This window comes from Microbacterium sp. STRO-2N (assembly GCF_057747775.1).
This window is the reverse complement of sequence record NZ_CM173223.1, coordinates 2,628,264-2,648,525: the sequence shown is the minus strand read 5'-3', so window position 1 is coordinate 2,648,525 and position 20,262 is coordinate 2,628,264. Positions and strand designations below refer to the sequence as shown.

At 70.3% G+C, this 20,262-nt stretch carries 17 protein-coding genes and 1 riboswitch; of the genes, 7 read left to right on the top strand and 10 right to left on the bottom strand.

Annotated elements, in window-relative coordinates; all coding sequences use genetic code 11:
- Window positions 1-74 precede the first annotated feature (74 nt).
- Entirely contained in the window at window positions 75-1,151 is a 1,077-nt protein-coding gene (locus tag AC3ANN_RS12380) for a winged helix DNA-binding domain-containing protein (RefSeq protein WP_488337698.1), read from the top strand.
- A 98-nt stretch (window positions 1,152-1,249) separates the two neighbouring features.
- Here the strand turns inward: AC3ANN_RS12380 and AC3ANN_RS12375 are convergent, their stop codons facing one another.
- Entirely contained in the window at window positions 1,250-2,686 is a 1,437-nt protein-coding gene (locus tag AC3ANN_RS12375) for a helix-turn-helix domain-containing protein (RefSeq protein ID WP_488337697.1), read from the bottom strand.
- 122 nt (window positions 2,687-2,808) lie between these two features.
- Here AC3ANN_RS12375 and AC3ANN_RS12370 point away from each other — a divergent pair, with 122 nt between their 5' ends.
- Window positions 2,809-4,689: a phosphoenolpyruvate carboxykinase (GTP) gene (locus AC3ANN_RS12370; protein WP_488337696.1), complete on the top strand. Its 1,881-nt coding sequence runs from the start codon at window positions 2,809-2,811 to the stop codon at window positions 4,687-4,689.
- A gap of 144 nt (window positions 4,690-4,833) precedes the next feature.
- Here AC3ANN_RS12370 and AC3ANN_RS12365 read toward each other — a convergent pair whose 3' ends face one another.
- The gene (locus AC3ANN_RS12365) at window positions 4,834-6,831 is read right to left on the bottom strand and encodes an ABC transporter ATP-binding protein (RefSeq protein WP_488337695.1); all 1,998 of its coding nucleotides are present in this window, start codon (window positions 6,829-6,831) and stop codon (window positions 4,834-4,836) included.
- A 26-nt stretch (window positions 6,832-6,857) separates the two neighbouring features.
- Window positions 6,858-7,073, bottom strand: coding sequence for an AsnC family protein (locus tag AC3ANN_RS12360; protein WP_488337694.1), 216 nt, complete (start codon window positions 7,071-7,073; stop codon window positions 6,858-6,860).
- A gap of 144 nt (window positions 7,074-7,217) precedes the next feature.
- Here AC3ANN_RS12360 and AC3ANN_RS12355 point away from each other — a divergent pair, with 144 nt between their 5' ends.
- From AC3ANN_RS12355 to AC3ANN_RS12345, 3 genes are read left to right on the top strand one after another with little or no spacing between them, the layout of a single operon-like run.
- The gene (locus AC3ANN_RS12355; RefSeq protein ID WP_488337693.1) at window positions 7,218-8,159 is read left to right on the top strand and encodes an ABC transporter ATP-binding protein; all 942 of its coding nucleotides are present in this window, start codon (window positions 7,218-7,220) and stop codon (window positions 8,157-8,159) included.
- A gap of 35 nt (window positions 8,160-8,194) precedes the next feature.
- Window positions 8,195-9,076 carry an ABC transporter permease gene (locus AC3ANN_RS12350; protein WP_488337692.1) on the top strand — a complete coding sequence of 294 codons (882 nt, stop codon included), beginning with the start codon at window positions 8,195-8,197 and terminating at the stop codon, window positions 9,074-9,076.
- An 8-nt stretch (window positions 9,077-9,084) separates the two neighbouring features.
- Window positions 9,085-9,891 carry an ABC transporter permease gene (locus AC3ANN_RS12345; RefSeq protein WP_488340834.1) on the top strand — a complete coding sequence of 269 codons (807 nt, stop codon included), beginning with the start codon at window positions 9,085-9,087 and terminating at the stop codon, window positions 9,889-9,891.
- Window positions 9,892-9,957: 66 nt separating this feature from the next.
- Here AC3ANN_RS12345 and AC3ANN_RS12340 read toward each other — a convergent pair whose 3' ends face one another.
- The 6 genes from AC3ANN_RS12340 to ribD form a co-directional block, all read right to left on the bottom strand.
- Window positions 9,958-11,433 carry an MFS transporter gene (locus AC3ANN_RS12340; RefSeq protein ID WP_488337691.1) on the bottom strand — a complete coding sequence of 492 codons (1,476 nt, stop codon included), beginning with the start codon at window positions 11,431-11,433 and terminating at the stop codon, window positions 9,958-9,960.
- A gap of 229 nt (window positions 11,434-11,662) precedes the next feature.
- Complete coding sequence (locus tag AC3ANN_RS12335; protein ID WP_488337690.1) at window positions 11,663-12,016, bottom strand: Fe-S protein; 354 nt, start codon at window positions 12,014-12,016, stop codon at window positions 11,663-11,665.
- Window positions 12,017-12,093: 77 nt separating this feature from the next.
- Entirely contained in the window at window positions 12,094-12,570 is a 477-nt protein-coding gene (gene ribH, locus AC3ANN_RS12330; protein ID WP_488337689.1) for a 6,7-dimethyl-8-ribityllumazine synthase, read from the bottom strand.
- Window positions 12,567-13,841, bottom strand: coding sequence for a GTP cyclohydrolase II (ribA, locus tag AC3ANN_RS12325; protein WP_488337688.1), 1,275 nt, complete (start codon window positions 13,839-13,841; stop codon window positions 12,567-12,569). The genes ribH and ribA overlap by 4 nt, the downstream gene beginning before the upstream one ends.
- Window positions 13,838-14,530, bottom strand: a complete 693-nt coding sequence (locus AC3ANN_RS12320) for a riboflavin synthase (protein ID WP_488337687.1) — start codon at window positions 14,528-14,530, stop codon at window positions 13,838-13,840. Before AC3ANN_RS12320 ends, ribA begins: the two co-directional genes overlap by 4 nt.
- Window positions 14,530-15,606: a bifunctional diaminohydroxyphosphoribosylaminopyrimidine deaminase/5-amino-6-(5-phosphoribosylamino)uracil reductase RibD gene (ribD, locus tag AC3ANN_RS12315; RefSeq protein ID WP_488337686.1), complete on the bottom strand. Its 1,077-nt coding sequence runs from the start codon at window positions 15,604-15,606 to the stop codon at window positions 14,530-14,532. The genes AC3ANN_RS12320 and ribD overlap by 1 nt, the downstream gene beginning before the upstream one ends.
- 63 nt (window positions 15,607-15,669) lie before the next feature.
- Window positions 15,670-15,845, bottom strand: a riboswitch (FMN riboswitch).
- Between the two features lie 144 nt (window positions 15,846-15,989).
- Between ribD and AC3ANN_RS12310 the strand changes: the two genes are divergently transcribed.
- A complete protein-coding gene (locus tag AC3ANN_RS12310; protein ID WP_488337685.1) occupies window positions 15,990-17,768 on the top strand; it encodes a glycerol-3-phosphate dehydrogenase/oxidase in 1,779 nt (592 codons plus the stop codon).
- Window positions 17,769-17,848: 80 nt separating this feature from the next.
- Window positions 17,849-19,384, top strand: a complete 1,536-nt coding sequence (gene glpK, locus AC3ANN_RS12305) for a glycerol kinase GlpK (protein WP_488337684.1) — start codon at window positions 17,849-17,851, stop codon at window positions 19,382-19,384.
- 7 nt (window positions 19,385-19,391) lie between these two features.
- Here the strand turns inward: glpK and AC3ANN_RS12300 are convergent, their stop codons facing one another.
- Entirely contained in the window at window positions 19,392-20,252 is an 861-nt protein-coding gene (locus AC3ANN_RS12300) for an Fpg/Nei family DNA glycosylase (protein ID WP_488337683.1), read from the bottom strand.
- Window positions 20,253-20,262 lie beyond the last annotated feature (10 nt).

The following is a 20,262-nucleotide window of genomic DNA, read 5'->3' as shown; positions in this document are numbered from 1 at the left end:
GGGCACGCGACGCATACGATGCGGCGCACGCGCCCAGAGCCTGAGGTGTCGCGGTCGTGGGCCATGATGGGCGCATGGTTCCCGCCACCCTGCGCGCCACGCGGCTCCGGTCCCACCGGCTGAGCGCCCCCGCATCCACCGTGGCCGACGCCGCGTCGCACATGCTCGCCACGCAGGCGCAGGAGTTCTGGGGCGGACGCTGGGCGCTCGCCGCGCGCACGCGCGGCCGCGCGACGATCCGCGACGTCGATGCCGCGTTCGACCGCGGCGAGGTCGTGCGCTCGTGGACCATGCGCGGAACCATCCACGCCATCCCCGCGCGAGACCTCGCGTGGGTCCTGTCGATCACCGGCGAGCGGCAGCAGCGGCAGGCGGCGAGCATCCACCGACGCGAAGGCATCGACGCCGACGAGGTCGCGCGCGCGGCCTCGGCGGTGCGCGCGGCGCTCAGCGGTGGCAACCGGCTGACCCGCAAAGAGCTGTTCGAGGTGCTCGAGGCGGGCGGCGTCTCGACGGCCGGCCAGCGCGGCTATCACGTGCTCGTGCACCTGTCGCTGCGAGGTCTCGTGTGCCAGGGGCCGGTGGTCCCGCGCGACAACGGTCCTACGCGCGAGCAGTACCTCGTGCTGACGGAGGAGTGGATCACGGATGCGGCGACCCCGGCCGATCCGCACGCCGAGATGTTCGTCCGCTACATCGCCTCGCATGGGCCCGCCGGACCGCGGGACTTCGCGTGGTGGTCGGCTCTGCCACTCGGGGTCGCGCGCACCGCGGCGGAAGCGGCATCCGATCGCCTCACCCTCGTGTCCGAGGAACCCGAGCCGCAGTACATCGCGGAGTCCGTGCCGGCGTTCGATGCCGCCGCTCCCGAGGTCGTCGCGCTGCCGCCGTTCGAGGAGTACTACCTCTCGTACATCGACCGGACGGTGCCGTGCGCGCCGGAGTTCCTGAAGGCGATCGGGCCGAGCATGAACGGCATCGTGCGACCCATCCTCGTCGCGCGCGGTGTGGTGGTCGGCGTGTGGACGCACTCCGTCGCGGTCGGCCGCCACGCCGACGACCCGGTGCCCGAGCTGTTCTCGCCGGAAGCGGCGACGGATGCCGAGATCGGCGCCGCCCTCGACCGCTACCGCGACTTCATCACGGCCTAGCCCCGCGGCCGCAGCTCGGCTGCAGGAACGTCGTTGCACAGGACGTCCGCGCCGGATCCCTCCTGTCGAAGAGCACTTCTCCTGCGGAGCGAACGGCGTCAGGCGTGGCGGTCGAGGAAGTCGTAGACCTCGTTGTCGTCGACGCCGGGGAACGCGCCGCGAGGGAGCGGTGAGAACATCTGCATATGCACGCGGGCGCTCGGCCAGGCCTTGCCGGACCAGCGCTCGGCCACGTCGGCGGGAGGCCGGCGGCAGCACGACTCGTCGGGGCACGTCGAGGTCGCGCGCTCCTGGGTCTCGCGCCCGCGGAACCATCGCGCGTCGTCGAAGGGCACCCCGACCGTGATCGAGAACTCACCCGCCGATGTCGACCCCGTCTGCGTCGAGCACCAGTACGTGCCGGCGGGGGTGTCGGTGTACTGGTAGTGCTCGGTGGTGCGGTTCTGCTCCGAGAACGCGGCGCGCGCCGAGAACTTGCGGCACGCGATCTGGCCGTCCACCGCCCCGGTGACATCCATCGGCAGAGGTAGGTCGTCGTTCTCGTAGACGCGCGTGATGGCGCCCGACCCGTCGACCCGCAGGAAGTGCAGACGGATGCCGAGATGCCTGGTCGCGAGGTTGGTCAGGCGCATCCCCGCCGCTTCGTGGGTGACGCCGAACGCATCGCGGAAGTCCTCGACGGCGAGGTTGCGATCCTTCTTCGCCTGCTGCAGGAACGCCACCGACGCCGTCTCGGGCATCAGGCAGCACGCGGCGTAGTAGTTGATCTCGAGCCGCTGCTGCAGGAAGTCGGCGTAATCGGTGGGACGCTTGTGCCCCAGCAGCCGGTGCGCCATGGCCTGCAGAGCCATCGACCGCAGGCCGTGACCGCCGGGGATGGATGCCGGGGGCAGATAGATCCGGCCGTGCTCGAGGTCGGTGACCGACCGCGTCGAATGCGGCAGGTCGTTGACGTAGATCAGCTCGAACCCCAGCTTCTCGGCCATGATGCTGACGGTGCGGTGCGTCAGGGCTCCTGAGACGTGGCCCGCGGCCTTCAGCTGCTTCTCGGCGAGCTTCTCGATGTCGGGCAGGTAGTTGTCGAGCTCGCGCATCTTCAGCCGCAGCTCGGTGTTGGCGCGGCGCGCCTCCTCGGGCGTCGCGATCGCCTCGCGCTCGCGGCGCTGAAGCTCGCGGTGAAGGCCCAGGATCGATTCGATGGTCTCGTCGCTCATGCCCTTGGTGACCTTGACCGGGGCGATGCCCAGCTGACGGAAGATCGAGCTCGACTGCGCCCTCTCGAGTTCGATCTCGAGCGCGGCGCGCCGGTTCGGCGGCTCGGCCGAGAGCAGCTCGGTCACCTCGACGCCGGTCGCCGATGCGATGGCCTGCAGCAGCGACAGCTTGGGCTCGCGCTTGCCGTTCTCGATGAGGCTCAGCTGGCTTCCCGCCACGCCGACCAGGGCCCCGAGCTCGTCGAGCGTGTACCCGTGCGCCAGACGCTGATGACGGATGCGGTGACCGAGGGTCGACAGTTCGAGCGATGTGGGCGGCATTCTTTGATGGTAGCGAAAGAATCGCAACTCTTGACGCCGAGTATGTCGGGAAGAGGCGTCCGAATCGCGCGAAAGTGGATTCAGAGCACGAATCTGCACGTCGAATCGAAGGGGAGCGACACATGGCTCTTGCCGACATCTTCACCCGGACCGAGGGTTCCGCACCCGCCCGCCCCGCCTCGACGCGGACGTATGGAGACGTGCCGACGATCCAGGGCGAGGGCATGGCCGATCTCATGGCGTGGGTCGGCGAGATCGCTGCACTCACCAAGCCCGCCCGCATCCACTGGGTGGACGGCACGCGCGCCGAGAACGACGCGCTGCTGCGCGAGATGGTCGACGAGGGCAAGCTCATCAAGCTCAACCCGGAGTGGCGCCCCGGCTCGTACCTGGCCCGCTCGCACCCGAGCGACGTCGCGCGCACCGAGGCGCGCACGTTCATCGCCTCGGAGCGCGAGGAGGACGCGGGACCCACGAACAACTGGATCGCCCCCGATGAGATCCGCGCCACCATCACGCCGCTCTTCGAAGGATCGATGAAGGGGCGCACGATGTACGTCGTGCCGTTCTCGATGGGTGCGGTCGGCGGCCCGCTGTCGCACATCGGCGTGCAGGTCACCGACAGCGCCTACGCCGTCGCGTCGATCGGCATCATGACGCGCGTCGGCACCGAGGTGGTGCGTGAGATCGCGGCCGGCGCTCCGTGGGTGAAGACGGTCCACTCGGTCGGCGCGCCCCTCGAGCCCGGCCAGCAGGATGTGCCGTGGCCGTGCAACGACGAGAAGTACATCGTGCACTTCCCCGAGACCCTCGAGGTCTGGTCGTTCGGCTCGGGCTACGGCGGCAACGCCATCCTCGCCAAGAAGTGCTTCGCACTGCGCATCGCCTCGGTCATCGGCCGCAACGAGGGGTGGCTCGCCGAGCACATGCTGCTGATCCGCGTGATCGATCCGGCGGGCCGGGCCTACCACCTCGCTGCGGCGTTCCCGTCGGCGTGCGGCAAGACGAACCTCGCGATGCTGCGGCCGACGATCCCGGGCTGGCGAGTCGAGACCCTCGGCGACGACATCGCGTGGCTGCGGCCCGGCGAGGACGGCCGCCTGTGGGCGATCAACCCCGAGGCCGGCTTCTTCGGGGTGGCCCCGGGCACCGGGCAGTCGACCAACGTCACGGCCGTCGAGACGCTGTGGGGCAACACGATCTTCACGAACGTCGCGCTGCGCCCCGACGGTGACGTCTGGTGGGAGGGTCTCACCGAGGAGCCCCCGGCAGAGCTCACCGACTGGGAGGGCAAGCCGTGGACCCCGGCATCCGGTCGCCCCGCCGCCCACCCGAACTCGCGCTTCACCGTTGCGGCCGCCCAGTGCCCGCAGATCGCGGAGGACTGGGACGCCCCGCAGGGCGTGCCGCTCGACGCGATCCTGTTCGGCGGGCGCCGCGCCACGAACGTGCCGCTCGTGGTCGAGGCGACCGACTGGACGCACGGGGTCTTCATGGGCTCGAACATCTCGTCCGAGAAGACCGCCGCGCAGGAGGGCACGGTGGGTGAGCTGCGCCGCGACCCGTTCGCGATGCTGCCCTTCTGCGGCTACAACATGGCCGACTACTTCGCGCACTGGCTCAAGGTCGGGCAGAAGCTGCGCTTCGACCGCGCGCCGCGCGTGTTCCAGGTGAATTGGTTCCGCAAGGGCGCCGACGGGCGCTTCCTGTGGCCCGGCTTCGGCGACAACTCGCGCGTCATCGACTGGATCATCCGCCGCATCGAGGGCGAGGTGCCCGCGGTCGACAGCCCCATCGGACGCCTGCCCCGCACCGAGGACCTCGACCTCACGGGCCTGGACGTCACCCCGGACGACCTCGACGAGCTGTTCGCGATCGACCGCGACTCGTGGCTGCGCGAGGCCGACCTCACCGAGGAGTTCTACCGCACGTTCGAGGGCCGCGTGCCCGCTCCGCTGTGGGCCGAGCTCGCCGCGCTGCGCTACCGCCTGCAGCGCTCCTGACCCGGCTCGCTCTGCGAGCCCCCCGACCGGCGCCCGGCCCTCTTCTTGGCAGAGGGGCCGGGCGCCTGCTCTTGGGCGACCCGCCTGTCACGACGCGCCGCCGGGGCCGGCACGTCGTGGACGGGCGGGCCGTGAGGGGCCGGGTCACACCAGCAGCTGGTGCCTCGCGAGGTCGCGGTACAGGGGCGTCGACTCGACGAGCTCGGAGTGCGTGCCCTGGCCGACGACCCGGCCGTGGTCCATCACGACGATGTGGTCGCTGTCGACGACGGTCGAGAGCCGGTGCGCGATCACGATGAGGGTGCGGCCCGCGGCGACGGCGTCGATCGCGTCGCGCATGCGCTGCTCGTTCAATCCGTCGAGCGACGACGTCGACTCGTCGAGCAGCAGGATCGGGGGAGCGGCGAGCAGCGCCCGGGCGATCGCGAGCCGCTGGCGCTCACCGCCCGACAGCATGACGCCGCTCTCGCCGACGGGCGCGTCGAGCCCCAGCGGATTGCGGTCGAGCACCTCTCCCAGGTTGACCGCGCGCAGCACGGCTTCGCATTCGGCGTCGGATGCCTCGGGGGAGGCGAGTCGCAGATTGTCGCCGAGCGTGCCGGCCAAGGTGGGCGCATCCTGCTCGACGTACCCGAGCTGAGCGCGCAGCCCGGCGCGGTCGAGCGTGCGCACATCGGCGCCGTCGAGGAGGATCGAGCCGCCGGTCGGGTCGTAGAAGCGCTCGATGAGCGCGAGCGTCGTGCTCTTGCCGGCGCCCGACGGCCCGACGAGCGCGACGCGCGCACCCCGCGGCACCTCGAACGACACGCCGCGCAGCACCTCGCCGTCCGGGGAGGCGGCGGTCGCGGCATCCGTCTCGCCGTCGGCGTCGAGGGCGATCGCCGAGGTGTCGACGTGCGCGCTCTCGAGCACGGCGCGAGCTTCGACCTCGGCCTTGCGGCGCGCGGCGACCACGTTCTCGGGATAGCGGAAGCGCACGTCTCGGAACTCGATCGCCGGCGCCTCGACGCCTTCCGCGGCCGGTTCCCGAGCCTCGCGAAGGCTCGCGGCGATCGCGGCGTCGTCGTGCGACTCGGTGGGGAGGTCGAGGACCTCCTGGATCCGTCCGAGCGCGCCGAGCGCCTGATTGACGGAGGTGATCGCGCCGAAGAACGAGCCGAGCGGCGCGATGAGCATGAAGAGGAACATGATGAACATCACGAGGCTCGCGATCGTGATCGCGCCCGTCGCGACGCGGAAGCCGCCGAACCCGATCACGACGAGCAGCGACACCTGGAGTGCGACGCCGGCGATCGGCACGACGAGCGCCGAGACCTTGGCGATGCGCACGCCGACGCGATACGCGTCGCTCGCGCGTTCGGTCACGGACGCCACCTCCCGCTCGGTGGCACCCGCGGCGCGGACGGTGCGGATCGAGCCGACCGCGCGTTCGACGCCCGACGCGAGCTCCCCCACCTTCTCCTGCTGCTCGGTGGAGGCGGTGCGGATGCGACCGCTGAGGGCCGTGACGCCGAGCACCGAGACGCCGATCACCACGACGATGATTGCCAGCAGGACCCAGTCGATGAGCGCCATCGCGATGAGCGCGCCGGCGAAGAGCAGCGCGTTGCCGATCGCGTCGGCGAGGCCCTGGGTGAGCGCGGCGTAGAGCAGCGTCGTGTCGCTCCCGACCCGCGAGACGAGGTCGCCGGTGCGGCGCGCGTCGAACTCGCTGATCGGCAGGTGCAGGATCCGGGCGATCAGCCGCCGTCGGCTCGAGTACACGACCGCGGTGCCGGTGCGCTGCAGCAGATAGTGCTGCCACGCCGTGATGAGGGACGACGCGATGACGAAGCCGACCAGCGCCCACAGCAGCCACCCGAGCGGCAGCTCCTGCTGAACGCGTTCGATGACCTGGCCGACCAGCAGCGGCTGCACCAGCGTCGCGATCGCACCCAGGACGCTCAGTCCCGAGACCACGACGAGCGTGCGCTTGTGCTCGAAAAGGTAGGGCAGCAGCTGCCCGAAGGTCGCACGGGGTCCGTCGGTCTTGTCGGCGCGGTTCCGGACGCCGCGGCCCCTGGCGCGTGCCGGCGCCTCGGTCGTGGACGGCTCGGTGCCGGGCCCGGTGGCGGCGGCCTGGTCGAGTTCGGCGGAGGGCATGGGTGTACCTCGTTCGTGAAAGGGGCTTACCTTCGACCGTACTTCTTGTGGACGGCCTGCTTGCTCACGCCCAGGGCGCTCGCGATGGCCTGCCATGAGAATCCGAGGTTGCGCGCCCTGCGCACCTGCACCTCTTCGGCACGGGCGAGCTCGCGCCGGACGTCGGCGAGACGATGCAGCTCGGCGAGCGGCTCGCGCTCGCCCGCCGCGCCGATCAGGGTGAGGATCTCGTCCCCGCTCATGGCTCGCTCCTGGGCTGGATCCGGATGCCGCGGTCTCGGCATCCGTCGCCGTCAACCATAGTTGACACGGCCCGATGCTGTCAACTTGTGTTGACGCATGTTCGGCGGACTCCGGGTGTCGCGGGCGGGCGTTAGGGTAGTCCGGTGCCCGCCCCCGTGATCGATGCCAAGAACCTCATCAAGGCCTACCAGGTGAAGGGGAAGCCCGACTTCGTCGCGGTCGACGGACTCTCGTTCGAGGTCGCACCGGGCGAGTCGTTCGGCCTGCTCGGACCCAACGGCGCCGGCAAGTCCACGACCATGAAGATGATCGGCGCGGTCTCGACGCGCACCGGGGGAGACCTCTCGATCCTCGGCCTCGACCCCGATCGGTACGGACCCGAGATCCGTTCGCGGCTGGGCGTCGTGCCGCAGCAGGACAACCTGGACGGCGAGCTCAACGCGCGCGAGAACCTCTACATCTACGGCCGGTACTTCGGCCTGCCCGGCAAGGTGTGCGCTGAGAAGGCGGACGAGCTGCTCGCGTTCGCTCAGCTCGAAGACAAGGCCAAGAGCAAGGTCGATCAGCTCTCCGGCGGCATGAAGCGGCGCCTGACGATCGCGCGCGGCCTGATCAACGACCCCCGCATCCTGTTGCTCGACGAGCCGACCACTGGCCTCGACCCGCAGGCCCGCCACGTGCTGTGGGACCGCCTCTTCCGCCTCAAGGAGCGCGGCACGACGCTCGTGCTGACGACCCACTACATGGACGAGGCCGAGCAGCTGTGCGACCGGCTCATCGTGGTCGACAAGGGCAGGATCATGGCCGAAGGCACTCCGGCGTCGCTCATCCGGGAGCACTCCAGCCGTGAGGTGCTCGAGGTGCGGTTCGGCTCCGACCGCAACGCCGCCGTCGCCGCGCAGCTGCAGGGCATCGGCGATCGCGTCGAGGTGCTGCCCGACCGCGTCCTGGTGTACGCGCACAACGGCGAGGCGGCGCTCGAAGAACTGACGCACCGCGGCCTGCACCCGCTCACGAGCCTGGTGCGTCGCTCGAGCCTCGAAGACGTGTTCCTGCGTCTGACCGGAAGGTCGCTGATCGAATGAGCGACTCTCCCATGGAAGAGCCTGTCGGATCACGGATGCCGCGGCCCGCGGCATCCGCCACGACCGACGCCGCGCTGGACGAGCTGCGCGCCGAGGCGATGGAGTGGGGGCGCAAGCCGCGCGCCCGCGGCTCGTGGTACGTCACCGAGCACATGGTGCGCGCCATGCGCGCGTACGGATGGACGATCATCATCGGTGCGCTCGGCCAGCCGGTGCTCTACCTCCTCGGACTCGCCGTCGGGCTCGCCGCGCTCATCGGCCAGCCCATCGACGACGGCGGGCAGACCGTGCCGTACCTCGTGTTCGTCGCTCCGGCGCTGCTCATGACCTCGGCGATCGCGGTCGCGTCGGAGGAGTTCACGTATCCCGTGATGTCGGGCTTCAAATGGCGGCGCTACTTCTACGGCTTCAATGCGTCTCCGCTGTCGTCGAGCCAGATCGCGAACGGCGTCGTCGCCGGTGCCGGCGCCCGCATGGGTCTCACCGTCGCGCTGTACTTCGTCTTCATCGCGCTGTTCTTCGCGTGGCTCCAGCCCGAGGCGCTCACGCCGGCGACCGCGTGGCTCTCGATGCCCATCGGCCTCCTGGCGGGGTTGTCGTTCGGCATTCCACTCATGGCATACGCCGCGACGATCGAGGACGACAAGGGCCAGTTCGCGCTGGTGCAGCGGTTCGTCTTCATGCCGATGTTCCTGTTCTCCGGCACCTTCTATCCGCTGTCCAGCCTTCCGATCTGGCTCGAGTGGATCGGCTGGATCTCGCCGCTGTGGCACGCCACCGAGCTCGGCCGCGTCGTCACCTACGGCAAGGACGTCGCCCCGCTCATGATCGCGGTGCACCTCGTCTACCTGCTCGTCCTCACGATCGGCGGCCTCATCGTCGCGCGTCGTCTGTTCGAGCGGAGGCTCGCGAAGTGACCACCACGATGGACATGCCGACGCGCACCGGCGGCGTGCGGGCCCTGTGGGCGGGCAACCCGCAGGCGGTCGTGCAGCGCGGCCTCATCGCGGCGCGCTCGTCGAGCTGGGTCGTCGTGCTCTCCGGATTCTTCGAACCGGTGTTCTACCTCGCCTCGATGGGCATCGGCCTCGGCTCCATCATCGGCGACGTCGAGACCTCGGCGGGCGTCGAGGTGCCGTACGCGGCGTTCATCGCGCCCGCACTCCTCGCTGTCTCGGCCATGAACGGCGCGATCTACGACTCGACGTGGAACGTGTTCTTCAAGCTCAACTACGGCAAGCTCTACGAGGGCATGCTCGCCACCTCGCTCGGGCCGCTCGACGTCGCGCTCGGCGAGATCCTCTACGCGCTGCTGCGCGGCCTGCTGTATGCGACCGGGTTCATGGTCATCATGCAGATCCTCGGGCTGAACCTCGCGTGGACGGCGATCCTCGCGATCCCGGCGGTGCTGCTGATCGCCTTCGGCTTCGCGAGCCTCGGCATGGCGGTCACGAGCTACATGAAGACCTTCCAGCACATGGACTGGATCAACTTCGTCCTGTTGCCGATGTTCCTGTTCTCGGCCACGCTGTACCCGATCTCGATCTACCCCGAGTGGGTGCAGAGCATCATCATGGCGTTCCCGCTGTGGCACGGCGTCGAGCTCGTGCGGGGCCTCACGACCGGCATCCTCACGCCCGCGATGTGGCTGCACGTGCTGTACTTCGCCGTGATGATCGCGATCGGCCTCGTATTCACGACGAAGCGGCTGCGCGCGCTCTTCCTCGACTGAGCATGTTCACGGAATCGCGGACGCCGCAGCCCACGCGGGCTGCGACATCCGCGATTCTGCGGTCCGTCAGAGCGAGCCGGTCGCTCCGACGCCGAGGTCGGCGTTGTAGTCGATGTCCTTCGTCTCGGGCGACAGCAGCAGCGCGATGAAGGTCAGGACGCTCATCGCCGAGAGGTAGACGCCCACGAGCCACGGGCTTCCGTCGGCGGCAGCCCAGAGGGCGACCGCGACGATGGGGGCCAGCGCGGCACCCAGGATCGACGACACGTTGTAGGAGATGGCCGAGCCCGAGTACCGCACGTTCGTCGGGAAGAGCTCGGGGAGCACGGCACCCATCGGTCCGAACGTCGACCCCATGAGCATGAACCCGAAGATCAGGAACGCCTGCGTGAGAGCCCCCGTGAACTTCGGGTCGAGCTGCGGCGACAGGAACAGGTTGAAGGTGAGACCGAAGACGACGATGAGTCCCGTCACCCACAGCAGCAGCCGGCGACGGCCGATCGCGTCGGCGATGGGACCCGACAGCAGCGTGAAGATGCCGAAGAACACCACGCCGATGATCTGCATCAGCACGAAATCGGTGTAGCCGAAGCCGAGGCCCGGATAGAACTGCGCGGCGAACGCCGCCGGATCGAACGGCGTGCCGGCGGCTTCGGCCGCCTTCTGCGCCGCCGCCGACGCGGTCTCGAGGTCGGCCGCCTTGGTGCCGTACGACAGCGTGAAATTCGTCATCAGGTAGAACAGCACGTACGTCGCCAGCATGATGAACGTGCCGAGGATGAGGTGCCACCAGTGATGTCGGATGACGGTCCCGAGCGGGAACTTCCGGATCGCGCCCTTCTCCTCGGCTTTGACGAACGTCTCGGACTCGACCAGTCGCAGACGCACCCAGAGGCCGATGATCACCATGACGGCGGAGAAGAGGAACGGCACGCGCCAGCCCCACGCGAGGAAGTCCGCCGAGCGCTGCGCGGCACCGTCGGGGTGGGGGAGCAGGTAGTTGATCCCGAGGAACACCGAGTTCGCGATGATGAAGCCCAGCGGCGCACCGAGCTGCGGGAAGGTCCCGTACCAGGCCCGCTTGCCGGTCGGTGCGTTCTCGGTCGCGACCAGCGCCGCGCCCGACCATTCGCCGCCGAGCGCGAAGCCTTGCGCGAGGCGCAGGATCAGCAGCAGCAGGGCCGCCCACCATCCGATCTCGTTGAACGTGGGAAGGCAGCCGATGAGGAAGGTCGCGATGCCCATCGTGAGGAGCGAACCCACGAGGGTGGCCTTGCGGCCGAAGCGGTCGCCGAAATGGCCGAACACGATCGCGCCGAGCGGGCGCGCGACCATCGCTGCGCCGAAGACGCCGAACGAGGCGAGCAGTGCCGTGGTGTCGTTGCCGGTGGGGAAGAAGAGGATGGGAAACACGAGCACCGCGGCGGTCGCATAGACGTAGAAGTCGTAGAACTCGATCGTGGTGCCGACGAGGCTCGCGGTGATGACGCGGGACCGGGGATTCGCGGGGGCCGCGGTGGTCACGGCAGTGGGGGAAGTCATAGAAAACCTGTGTGGAGCGGAGCGGGGCACCCTCGTGGGATGGCGAGGTGGCGCATCCGCTCGGCGCGGGGGTGACGCGTCAGGCGGCACTGCGCTGGGTCACCGTGGCTCCGGGCGGAGTCGCCCGGGCACGAGTATCGAGTCTAGTCCGAGCGGGCACGCTGACGGCCGGAGACGACGGATGCCGCGGCCTTCGGGCCGCGGCATCCGTTTGTCGATGTTCCGTGCGTCAGCGCCAGAGCACGGCGATCGCCGCGTTCGCGAGCGTGAGCACGCCGATCGACCAGAAGATCGCCGGGGGGACGGCGCCGGTCTTGCGCTGGCGGCCGGCGCCGATGCCGAGCAGAGCGCCGATGATGACGAGGATGACGAGCTTCACACCGATCTTGACGTAGTTGAGTTCGCCTTCGATGCCCCACGGGGCTGCGAGGATGAGGCCGGCGAGACCGGCGATCGCGAGTCCCCAGTTCATGAGACGCGTGATCTGGCGCTTTCCGTTCACTGCTTCGACCACCCAGGCTCCGAAGAGCACCGCGAACCCGACGAGGTGAATGAGCACGACGATGTGGCGGAGGATTTCCATAGCCGTCACGCTAGGCCCATCAGTGTCGGGGCGCCAGGAAGGCGGGCCTCACCCGACGTGATGCTCCCGCCCTCGCGTCAGGCGCGGAGCGCCCGCAGCACGAGAGCCGTGCGGATCGCGGCATCCGCCGCCTCGTGGCCCTTGTCCTCCTCGGACCCGGGCAGGCCGGCACGCGCGATGCCCTGCGCTTCGTCGTCCAGCGTCAGCACGCCGAACCCGATGGGCTTTCCGGTGTCGAGCGCGACGCGCGTGAGTCCGTCCGTCGCGGCCGACGACACGAACTCGAAGTGCGGTGTGCCGCCGCGGATGATCACGCCGAGCGCCACCACCGCATCAGCGCCCGCGTCGAGCGCCGCCTTCGCCGTGACGGGCAGCTCGAACGACCCTGGCACCCGGACGAGCCGCCATGTCGCACCGGCCGCGTCGAGCGCGCGCTGCGCACCCGCGATGAGCCCGTCGGTGATCTGCTCGTGCCATTCGCCCGCGATCACGACGATGTCGAGCCCGCTGCCGTCGACAGGACCGGTGACCTGGGGTGCTCCCTTGCCGCTCATCGCTCGGCTCCTTCGTGCATCTGGGCGAGCGCGTCGGCGAGGTCTTCCTCGGCGATGATGTGGCCCATGCGGTCGCGCTTGGTCGCCAGGTACTGGTGGTTGTTCGGGCCCACGCCCACCAGGAGCGGAACCTGCTCGACGATGTCGAGGCCGAGTTCGCGGAGCTGGTTGACCTTGTCGGAGTTGTTCGTCAGCAGGCGCACCTTCTCGATGCCGAGGTCGGCGAGGATGCCGGCGGCCGCCGCGTAGTCACGAGCATCGGCGGGCAGACCCAGCGCCAGGTTGGCGTCGACGGTGTCGAGGCCGCGCTCCTGCAGCGAGTACGCGCGCAGCTTGTTGATGAGACCGATGCCGCGGCCCTCGTGACCGCGCATGTAGATCACGACGCCGCCGTCCTGCTCGATCGCGTCGAGAGCGGCATCCAGCTGCGGCCCGCACTCGCACTTGAGCGAGCCGAACGCCTCGCCCGTCAGGCACTCCGAGTGGACGCGCACGAGCGGCGCCGAGCTGAGCTCGCCCGAGACGACCGCGATGTGGTCGGTGCCCGTGACGCGGTCCTTGTACGCCAGGAAGCGGAACTCGCCGTGCGACGTGGGCACGCGCGACTCGGCCCGGAGGCTCACGCGACGCTTGTGACCGCTGCGCACCGCAGGGTCGCAGGGCTGGTGCTCGTCGAGGTATGCGATCAGCTGCTCGATCGTGATGACCGGGATCTCGTACTCGGCGCCGAGCTCCTGGAGCCCGGGAAGGCGCATCATGCTGCCGTCCTCGGCGACGACCTCGCCGATGACGCCGACCGGCGCGAGCTCGGCGAGCCGCATGAGCTCGACGGCGGCCTCGGTGTGGCCGGCCCGCTCCCGCACGCCGCCGTCGACCGCGCGCAGAGGCAGCACGTGTCCGGGGCGGATCACCGAAGCGGGCGTCGAGGCCGGGTCGGCGAGCACGTTGAGCGTGTGCGCGCGATCGACCGCGCTGATGCCCGTCGACATCCGGTCGGCCGCGTCGACGCTCACCGTGTAGGCGGTGCCGCGGGCGTCTTCGTTGTTCTCCACCATCGGCGGGAGGTCGAGACGGTCCGCCCAGTCGGCGGGCATCGGCGCGCACAGGAACCCGCTCGTCCAGCGCACCGTCCACGCGATCCACTCGGGGGTGGCCAGCTGTGCCGACAGCACGACGTCGCCTTCGTTCTCGCGGTTCTCATCGTCGGCGACGATGACGGGCCGGCCGGCGCGCAGGGCGTCGAGGGCCTCGGGAATCGTGGCAAGGCTCATTCGGAGCCTCCTTCCGTCGGAGCGGCCGCAGCCGCGGGGAGTCTCGGGGCTGCCGTCGCGGCCGAGGGTGCGAAGGCCAGCAGTCGCTGCACGTGGCGGGCGAGGATGTCGGTCTCGAGGTTGACGCGGTCGCCGGGGGACCGCTCGCCGAGGGTCGTGGCGGTGAGCGTCTCGGGGATGAGCGACACCTCGAACCACGCCTCGCTCTCGGCCCCCGAGCCGGTCGACGGTGCCGGGCTCGCCGCACTCACGGTGAGGGAGACACCGTCGACGGCGATCGAGCCCTTGTCGACGACGAGCGGGGCGAGCTCAGCGGGCAGCGAGATGCGCAGCACGCGCCACTGCGCGCCCGGGCGGACCTCGACCACTTCGCCGGTGCCGTCGATGTGCCCCTGGACGATGTGCCCGCCGAGGCGTCCGTGCGCGGCGGTGGCGCGCTCGAGGTTGATCAGGCGACCCGGCGTCACGCCCGCGAGGGTGGACATGTCGAGCGTCTGCTTCATCACGTCAGCGGTGAACCAGTCCGTGCCCTGGTCGACGACCGTGAGGCACACGCCGCTCACCGAGATGGAGTCGCCGTGCGCGGCATCCGCCACCGCCTTCGGCCCGCGCACGGTCACCCGCACGCCGTCGCCCGATGGCTCGACCGCGGTGATCTCGCCGATCTCTTCCACGATTCCGGTGAACATCAGCTCTCTCCTTCTCGAAGTCCGTGCGCGGCGGAGGATCGACGATCGACCGCGGTCGCCTCCGCTGCCACGGGCGTGGCGATGACGAGCAGGTCGTCTCCGAGGGTCTCGGTGCGCGAGACCGACAGTCGTCGCGCCTGGGCGATCGTCTCGACGCCGATGTCGCGCAGCGCGAGCAGATCGCCGCCGAGCAGCATCGGCGCGATGTAGACCAGCAGCTCATCGGCGAGCTCCTCGCGCACGAACGAGGCCGCGACGGCCGGTCCGCCCTCGACGAAGACGCGCTGCACGCCGCGTCCCTTGAGGTCCTCCAGCACCGCGCGCAGGTCGTCGCCCGAATACTGCAGGAACGGGTGAGGGTGACGTCGCAGCGCGGCGGTGCCGGGCACGTTGCGCGCTCCGAGCACGACGGGAATCGGCTGGCCCGGCAGCAGCGACCCGTCGGCGGCGCGAGCCGTGAGGGCGGGGTCGTCGGCGAGCACCGTGCCGATGCCCGCGACGATCGCGTCGGACGCGGCGCGGCGGCGGTGCACGTCGGCTCGCGCGGCGGGCCCGGTGATCCACTGGCTGGTCCCGTCAGCTGCGGCTGCGCGGCCATCGAGACTCTGCGCCCACTTGACGGTCACGTGCGGGCGGCCGAGTCGCTGCACGGTCAGCCACGACTCCAGGAGGTCTTCCGCCTCCTCGGCGAGCAGGCCGGCCTCGACCTGAACCCCGGCGGCGCGCAGACGTTCTCCGCCGCCGGACGAGCGGTCGCCGGGATCGGAGATGGAGTACACGACGCGGGCGACGCCCGCCGCGATGAGGGCTTCGGAGCAGGGCCCGGTGCGTCCGGTGTGGTTGCACGGCTCGAGCGTCACGACCGCGGTCGCACCGCGTGCATCGGCGGGGGCGATCTTCGACAGCGCGTCGACTTCGGCGTGTGGCGTGCCGGCCCCGCGGTGCCAGCCCTCGGCGAGCACGCGACCGTCCGGCGCGATCAGCACCGCGCCGACCTGCGGGTTGACCCCGCGCGGACCCTTGCGGGCGATCGCCAGCGCGCGACGCATCGCGTCGTGCTCGGCCGTGCTCGCCATTCCTGCCCCTCGTCTCGTCTCGACGCTCCGGGGCAGGGGAAGCAGGCGGCGCGATCGACGCCGCCCGTGCTGCCTCCCATCCGGACTAGCGGCAGAGCTCCTGTTCGGACCTCTGTCGCATCACCGTCGGTTCCGGAATTCCACCGGATCGGCCGCGGCGGCATCCGAAACGGATGCTGATGCCTTGGCTCGCGGACTGTCACCGCCGGTTCGGATTCTCACCGACCCCGGAGCACGTTGATGCTCACGAGTCTAATCAACACAGTGTCCGCCGATTCATTCCATGTCGTCGCATGAAATCACCGCCGAGGTGCCCGCGAACGCGCGGCGCGCGTCCGGATGTCGGCGTGGCCACGTAGCCTGGAGGAGGGGACGGTGAGGCGATGACCACGGCACGCGCACAACGCGGATCGGCCCAGCCGAGGCGCGGGTTCGATCGACTGACGGAACGGCCGTACGCCGACGTGCTGATCGTCGGCGGCGGCATCAACGGGCTCGCGACGTTCCGCGACCTGGCGATGCAGGGTGTCGATGTGGCGCTCGTCGAGCGCGGCGACTTCGTGAGCGGCGCGTCGGCCGCGTCGTCGCACATGATCCACGGCGGCATCCGCTACCTCGAGAACGGCGAGTTCCGGCTCGTCCATGAGGCCGTGACCGAGCGCAACGCGCTGCTGCGCATGGCACCTCACTACGTCCGCCCCCTGCAGACGACGATCCCGATCTTCGCGACGTTCTCGGGCGTGCTCTCGGCGCCGCTGCGGTTCCTCCGCCACGGCGCGGGTAAGCCTCGCGAGCGGGGAGCGGTGCTCATCAAGATCGGGCTCGTCATCTACGACTCGTTCTCGCGGGGCGGCGGCCTGTTCGGCAAGGGCACGGTGCCTCGCCACGCGTTCCACGGCCGCAAGCGGTCCCTCGCGCAGCTGCCGCGGCTCAACCCCGAGGTGAAATACACCGCCACCTACTGGGACGCGTCGCTGCACGACCCCGAGCGCCTCGCGCTCGACGTGCTGCGCGATGGGGTGGCCGCGGGAGGCGACAGGGCGCGTGCCGCGAACTACACGGCGGCGGTCGGCGTGCAGGACGGCCGTGTCGTGATCCGGGATGCCGTCACCGGCGACGAGATGCCGTTCGCGGCATCCGTCGTCGTCAACGCGAGCGGCCCGTGGACCGACCTGACCAACCTCGCGCTCGGAGACCCCACCGGCTACATGGGCGGCACGAAGGGCTCGCACATCGTGCTCGACCACCCCGAGCTGCTGGCGGCGACCGGCGGACGCGAGCTGTTCTTCGAGAACGAGGACGGCCGCATCGTCCTCATCTACCCGCTCAAGGGGCGCGTGCTGGTGGGCACCACCGACCTCGAGCACGACATGCGCGACCCGATCGTGTGCACCGAGGACGAGGTCGACTACTTCGTCGACCTCGTCGCACAGGTGCTGCCGTCGATCCCCGTCGATCGCAGCCAGATCGTCTATCGCTTCTCCGGCGTGCGTCCGCTGCCGGGCCACGGCGACCTCGCGCCGGGTTTCGTCTCACGGGACTACCGCATCGAATCAGCACCGCTCGTCGGCGGGGATGCCGAGGTGCTGAGCCTCGTCGGAGGCAAGTGGACGACCTTCCGGGCGTCGGCAGAGCATCTCGCCGATCGCGCGCTGGCGTCGCTGGCGCAGCCGCGGCGGAGGTCGACGCGGGGAGTGCCGATCGGCGGCGGCAGGGGCTTTCCGACGACGGAGCGCGCGCGGCAGCAATGGGTCGCCGCCCACGCGATCGACCTGCCGGCGTCGCGTGTCGCGACCCTGCTCGACCGCTACGGCACGGTCGCGGCATCCGTCATCGACGCGATCGCCGACGACGACGCCGACGCCGCGCTCGACCACGCGCCCACGTACAGCAGCGGCGAGCTGCGCCACCTCGCGGCCACCGAAGACGTCGTGCACCTCGACGATGTGCTGATGCGGCGCACGAGCATCGCGTTCACAGGCGGGGCGACGACGGATGCCGCCACCGAGGTCGCCGAGGCGATCGCTCCGGTGCTCGGCTGGGACGCGGCGCGCGTGACGGCCGAGGTCGAGCGCGGGCTCGCCGCCGTGCACGCGGCGGACCCGGCGCGGGCAGGTTCGGGCGTGCGGGACGACCAACGGGACGAAGCGTCCGCACGGTAGCCTGACCCCACGCGCCCGGCGCGAGAGGGTCGCGCGGTGAAACGCGCGGGCGATGTCGCCCGCCGAGGAAGGAGACGCCGATGCCCGACCACGTGCTGGCCATCGACCAGGGGACGACCTCGACGCGGGCGATCGTGTTCGACGCCGACGGCGCGGTGGTCGCCGTCTCGCAGCGCGAGCACGAGCAGATCTTCCCCCGCGCCGGGTGGGTCGAGCACGATCCGGTCGAGATCTGGACCAACACCGAATGGGTCATCGCGTCGTGCCTCACGCGGGCCAGGGTCACGGCATCCGACGTCGCCGCGATCGGCGTGACGAACCAGCGCGAAACCGCGATCGTGTGGGAGAAGCGCACGGGACGACCGGTGCACAACGCCCTCGTGTGGCAGGACACCCGCACGCAGCCACGCATCGACGAGCTCGGTGCCGAGGGAGGAACGGACCGCTTCGCGGAGACCACCGGCCTGCCGCTTGCGACGTACTTCTCGGCGTCGAAGATCGCGTGGATCCTCGACAACGTCCCGGGGGCGCGCGCAGCGGCCGAGGCCGGCGAGCTGCTCTTCGGCACGCCTGACACCTGGGTCGTGTGGAACCTCACCGGTGGCGCCCGTGGCGGCATCCACGTCACGGACGTCACGAACGCGTCGCGCACGCTGCTGATGGACCTGCGGACCCTCGACTGGTCCGACGAACTGCTCGCGGTGTGGGGCATCCCGCGCGCGATGATGCCCGAGATCCGATCCTCGTCGGAGGTCGTCGGGCGTTCGCAGCTGCCGTCGGTGCTCGACGGCGTGCCCATCGCCGGGATCCTCGGCGACCAGCAGGCCGCGACCTTCGGGCAGGCGGCGTTCGACGCCGGCGAGTCGAAGAACACCTACGGCACCGGCAACTTCCTGCTGGTCAACACGGGCACCGAGATCGTGCGCTCGGGGAGCGGCCTCATCACGACGCTCGCGTACCGGATCGGCGACGAGCCGGCGCGGTACGCTCTCGAGGGCTCGATCGCCGTGACCGGATCTCTCGTGCAGTGGCTGCGCGACAACCTCGGGATCATCCAGCGCTCCGAAGACGTCGAGACCCTCGCCGCCTCCGTCGACGACAACGGCGGTGCGTACTTCGTGCCCGCCTTCTCGGGGCTGTTCGCCCCGTACTGGCGTCCCGACGCGCGCGGCGCGCTCGTCGGGCTCACGCGCTACGTCAACAAGGCGCACATCGCCCGCGCGGCCCTCGAGTCGACCGCATTCCAGACGCGCGACGTCATCGACGCCGTCGTCGCCGACACCGGCCGCGCGCTCGCCGAGCTGCGCGTCGACGGCGGCATGACGCGCGACGACCTCCTCATGCAGTTCCAGGCCGACATCCTCGGCATCCCGGTGGTGCGGCCGAAGGTCGTCGAGACGACCGCGCTCGGCGCCGCGTACGCCGCCGGGCTCGCGACCGGCGTGTGGCGCGACTGCGACGAGCTGCGTTCGCACTGGCGGGAGGACGTGCGGTTCGAGCCGCGCATGCCACAGGAGGAGCGCGAACGCCGGTGCCGCATGTGGCGCAAGGCCGTGTCGAAGTCCCTCGACTGGGTCGACGAGGACGCCCGCATCCTCATGGATACGCCGGGCTGATCCGCGGCTACTTCAGCAGCCGCGAGAGCCGGCGGTCGGCGAGGATCTTCCCGCCGGTCTGGCACGTGGGGCAGTACTCCAGCGAGTTGTCGGCGAAGAACACGCTGTGCACCTCGTCGCCGCACACCGGGCATTTCTCGCCGCGGCGGCCGTGCACCTGCATGCCGCGCCGCTTGGCGTCTTTCAACTCGGCCGGTGGCTTGCCGGATGCCTCGGCGACGGCATCCGTCAACGTCTCGGTCATGGCGTCGTACAGGCGGCCGACATCGTCGGGCGAGAGCGACGACGCGAGAGCGTAGGGCGACATCTTCGCGGCGTGCAGGATCTCGTCGGAGTACGCGTTGCCGACCCCCGCGATGATCATCTGATCGCGCAGCACACCCTTGATCTGCGTGCGGCGGCCCGCGAGGAGCTCGGCGAAGGTCTCCTGAGAGAAGGCAGGATCGAGCGGGTCCGGGCCGAGCCGCGCGACGCCCGGGACGTCGGCGGGATCGCGGACCACGTACACCGCGAGGGACTTCTTCGTGCCGGCCTCCGTGAGGTCGAACCCGGAGCCGTCGCTGAGTGCCACGCGCAGCGCGATCGGCGTCTTGCCGGGGCGGATGACCGTCTGCGGCAGCTCGTCGTACCACCGCAGCCAGCCGGCCTTCGCGAGATGGAACACCAGGTGCGGGCCCGTCGTCGCGAGATCGATGAACTTGCCGTGGCGCGCGGCGCCCGTGATCTCGGCGTCCTTCAACGCGTCGATCGGCGGGTCGTACGTCTTCAGCGCCGCGATGTTCGCCACCGTCGCGCGAACGATGCGGAGTCCGGTGATGCGGCCGCCCAGGAAGTCGACGAGCCCCTGCACCTCGGGCATCTCTGGCATGCGCTCATCC

Coding starts and splice junctions, on each gene's coding strand:
- AC3ANN_RS12380 (WP_488337698.1), top strand. CDS start 75: ATGGTTCCCGCCACCCTGCGCGCCACGCGGCTCCGGTCCCACCGGCTG.
- AC3ANN_RS12375 (WP_488337697.1), bottom strand. CDS start 2,686: ATGCCGCCCACATCGCTCGAACTGTCGACCCTCGGTCACCGCATCCGT.
- AC3ANN_RS12370 (WP_488337696.1), top strand. CDS start 2,809: ATGGCTCTTGCCGACATCTTCACCCGGACCGAGGGTTCCGCACCCGCC.
- AC3ANN_RS12365 (WP_488337695.1), bottom strand. CDS start 6,831: ATGCCCTCCGCCGAACTCGACCAGGCCGCCGCCACCGGGCCCGGCACC.
- AC3ANN_RS12360 (WP_488337694.1), bottom strand. CDS start 7,073: ATGAGCGGGGACGAGATCCTCACCCTGATCGGCGCGGCGGGCGAGCGC.
- AC3ANN_RS12350 (WP_488337692.1), top strand. CDS start 8,195: ATGCCGCGGCCCGCGGCATCCGCCACGACCGACGCCGCGCTGGACGAG.
- AC3ANN_RS12345 (WP_488340834.1), top strand. CDS start 9,085: ATGGACATGCCGACGCGCACCGGCGGCGTGCGGGCCCTGTGGGCGGGC.
- AC3ANN_RS12340 (WP_488337691.1), bottom strand. CDS start 11,433: ATGACTTCCCCCACTGCCGTGACCACCGCGGCCCCCGCGAATCCCCGG.
- AC3ANN_RS12335 (WP_488337690.1), bottom strand. CDS start 12,016: ATGGAAATCCTCCGCCACATCGTCGTGCTCATTCACCTCGTCGGGTTC.
- ribH (WP_488337689.1), bottom strand. CDS start 12,570: ATGAGCGGCAAGGGAGCACCCCAGGTCACCGGTCCTGTCGACGGCAGC.
- ribA (WP_488337688.1), bottom strand. CDS start 13,841: ATGAGCCTTGCCACGATTCCCGAGGCCCTCGACGCCCTGCGCGCCGGC.
- AC3ANN_RS12320 (WP_488337687.1), bottom strand. CDS start 14,530: ATGTTCACCGGAATCGTGGAAGAGATCGGCGAGATCACCGCGGTCGAG.
- ribD (WP_488337686.1), bottom strand. CDS start 15,606: ATGGCGAGCACGGCCGAGCACGACGCGATGCGTCGCGCGCTGGCGATC.
- AC3ANN_RS12310 (WP_488337685.1), top strand. CDS start 15,990: ATGACCACGGCACGCGCACAACGCGGATCGGCCCAGCCGAGGCGCGGG.
- glpK (WP_488337684.1), top strand. CDS start 17,849: ATGCCCGACCACGTGCTGGCCATCGACCAGGGGACGACCTCGACGCGG.
- AC3ANN_RS12300 (WP_488337683.1), bottom strand. CDS start 20,252: ATGCCAGAGATGCCCGAGGTGCAGGGGCTCGTCGACTTCCTGGGCGGC.